The 2,825-nt window shown below is 71.8% G+C and carries 3 protein-coding genes; all 3 read right to left on the bottom strand.

Going from position 1 to position 2,825, the window contains the following annotated elements; all coding sequences use genetic code 11:
• Positions 1-1,293 (bottom strand): bifunctional phosphoribosylaminoimidazolecarboxamide formyltransferase/IMP cyclohydrolase (purH, locus tag ABTZ89_RS37680; protein WP_351054057.1); only part of this gene is annotated, 1,293 nt, incomplete at its 3' end.
• A complete protein-coding gene (gene purN / locus ABTZ89_RS37675; protein WP_270948481.1) occupies positions 1,290-1,883 on the bottom strand; it encodes a phosphoribosylglycinamide formyltransferase in 594 nt (197 codons plus the stop codon). The genes purN and purH, both read right to left, overlap by 4 nt.
• Before the next feature lie 256 nt (positions 1,884-2,139).
• Positions 2,140-2,802 (bottom strand): hypothetical protein, encoded by a 663-nt coding sequence (locus ABTZ89_RS37670; protein WP_351054054.1) that lies wholly within the window; start codon positions 2,800-2,802, stop codon positions 2,140-2,142.
• Positions 2,803-2,825: the final 23 nt, after the last annotated feature.

The following is a 2,825-nucleotide window of genomic DNA, read 5'->3' as shown; positions in this document are numbered from 1 at the left end:
GTCGGCCAGCAGGATCGCGTTGGACTTCACCGCGCGGCAGGCGCGCCAGGCGAACTTCAGGTCCGCCAGGGTGGCCTCGTCCACCGGCGAGCCGGCGGCCAGCGTCCAGTTGGCCGGGTCGTCGCCCTCGGCGTCGATGGCGTCGGAGCCCTGCACCAGCATGCCGCCGGAGATCGCCCGCATCTCGATCCGGCCGCTCTTGGGCGGCTGCGCGGTCAGGATCCGGATGTTCTTCTTCTTGCTCAGCACGTCCACCGCGCCGTCGGCGTAGCCGGGCGCCACGACGACCTCGGTGAAGATCTCGGCGACCTGCTCGGCCATCGCCACCGACACCTCGCGGTTGGTCGCGATGACGCCGCCGAACGCGCTGACCGGGTCGCACTCGTGCGCCTTGCGGTGCGCCGCGGCGATGTCGTCGGCCACCGCGATGCCGCACGGGTTGGCGTGCTTGATGATCGCCACGCACGGCTCGTCGTGGTCGTGCGCCGCGCGCCAGGCCGCGTCGGAGTCGACGTAGTTGTTGTACGACATCTCCTTGCCGTGCAGCTGGGCCGCGGCCGCGAGACCGGTGGCCTCACCGCCGGAGACGTACAGCGCGGCGGGCTGGTGCGGGTTCTCCCCGTAGCGCAGCGCGGAGCGGCGCTCCCAGGTCTCGCCGATCCAGCCGGGGAACACCGAGTCGTCCCCGGTCGGCACCTTGCTCATCCAGGACGCCACCGCGACGTCGTAGGAGGCGGTGTGCCGGAACGCGGCAGCGGCCAGCTCGACCCGGTCGGACTGCGTGAAGCCGCCCTCCCGGACCTGCTCCAGCACCCACTCGTAGCGGTTGGGGTCGACCACGACCGCGACGTTCGCGTGGTTCTTGGCCGAGGCTCGCACCATCGCCGGACCGCCGATGTCGATCTGCTCGATCACCTCGTCCTGCGCGGCGCCCGAGGCCACCGTCTGCACGAACGGGTAGAGGTTCACCACCAGCAGGTCGAACGGGGCGATGTCCAGCTCGCGCAGCTGGTCGGCGTGCTCCGGGCGGCGCAGGTCGGCCAGCAGCCCGGCGTGCACCCGCGGGTGCAGGGTCTTGACCCGGCCGTCGAGCGCCTCCGGGAAGCCGGTGAGCTCCTCGACCGGGGTCACCGGCACGCCCGCGGCCGCGAGGGTGCGGGCGGTGCCACCGGTGGACACGATCTCCACACCGGCCGCGTGCAGCCCGGTGGCCAGCTCCAGCAGGCCCGACTTGTCCGACACGCCGATCAGCGCGCGGCGAACTGCGCGCCGCTCCTGCGAGTTCGCGGTCACGGGATACTCACCTTCCGTCCCTGCACGGTCCAACCGTGCAACGCCAGCTGTTCCAGGGTGTCGACCAGCAATCGCCGCTCGACTGCCTTGATCCGCTCGTGCAAGCTCGCCTCGTCGTCGTCGGGCCGCACCTCGACCGCTTCCTGCGCGAGGATCGGTCCGGTGTCCACCCCGGCATCGACCACGAACAGCGTGCAGCCGGTGACGCGCACGCCGTACTCCAGCGCGTCGCGCGCGCCGTGCATGCCCGGGAAAGAGGGCAGCAGCGCCGGGTGGCTGTTGAGGTATCGGCCGTCGAAGCGGGCCAAGAAGTTCGCGCCGACCAGCTTCATGAACCCGGCGGAGACCACCAGGTCGGGTTCGTGCTCGGCGCAGGCGTCGGCCAGTGCGCGGTCCCAGTCGTCGCGGCTCGGGTGGTCCTTGACCCGGCGGACGAAGGTCGGCACCCCAGCGCGCTCGGCCCGGGCGAGCCCTTCGATGCCGTCGCGATCCGCTCCGACCGCGACCACCTGCACGGGGTAGTCGGGCGAGCTGGTCGCGTCGAGCAGGGACTGCAGCAGAGTTCCGGAGCCGGACACCAGCACGACCACGCGTGCCGGATCGGCGGTGGTGAACCGGGCGGGCGACGCAGCGGTGTTCGACGGGTCGGTCGTACTCGGATTCAGCGTTCGCTCCTGACGTGCCTGGGCGCGATCTCAACCAGCAGCGTAAGCGCTGCTGGAGGGTCTGACGCGGCCAGGGCCCCAGGAGTGGCGCAACCCTCACCGCGAACAGCGCCGAGGCGGCACCACCCGGGGCGCAACCCACCCGAAACGGGCAGATCTCCCGCATCTGAGCGGTCGGGAGCTAGTCGGCCCGGTTCTGGCCGCCGTCCCTGGTCCAGGCCTCGCGCCGGGCCTCGTCGACGGTCCAGTCCGAGCCGGTGTCACCGTCGAACTCGCTGGGGTCTATCTCGGAGTGCGCGCTCCTGGTCGAGGAGAGCGGTTCGCGCGCGTGCGGGATCTCCGGGTCGAAGTCATCGGGATCGACCGCGTCCGCTTCGGGCTCGGCGTCCACGTCCGAAGTGGACGGCTGTTCGCCATCCGCATCTGCCGGGGATTCCGCGTCCTCGGCGGAGTCCTCGTTCACATCGTCCGCATCAACCGGAAGGGAGTCGGTTTCCGACGCATCAGCGTCCGCAGCCGGGTCTGCACCCTCGGCGGCGTCTCCGCCGGCGGGCACGGGCTCTTCGAAGTCGACCGGGCCAGCGAACCAGGTCACGGCGGCTGCTGGGATGCCGATCCAGCACATCGTCATCGCAGCCAGCTCGAGCGGTCGCAGCGACACCGGGCTGAACTGCCCGCCACCGAGGTCGCCGCCGGCGACCTGGGCGAGGACCAGCGTGCCCAGCGCCGCGACGCAGGCCGCCACGCCGACCGCCAGCAACCGGCGCGACACGCCGCCGGCGACCCGGCGGCAGGCGAAGCCGACGAGCGCGCCGGCGGGCAACCACGAGCTTCCGCATGTCAACCTTCCTCGTCGTACTGGGCCAC

Source organism: Saccharopolyspora sp. NPDC002686 (genome assembly GCF_040295745.1).
Taxonomy (GTDB): Bacteria; Actinomycetota; Actinomycetes; order Mycobacteriales; family Pseudonocardiaceae; genus Saccharopolyspora; species Saccharopolyspora oryzae.
This window is presented reverse-complemented; position numbering and strand designations above follow the sequence as displayed.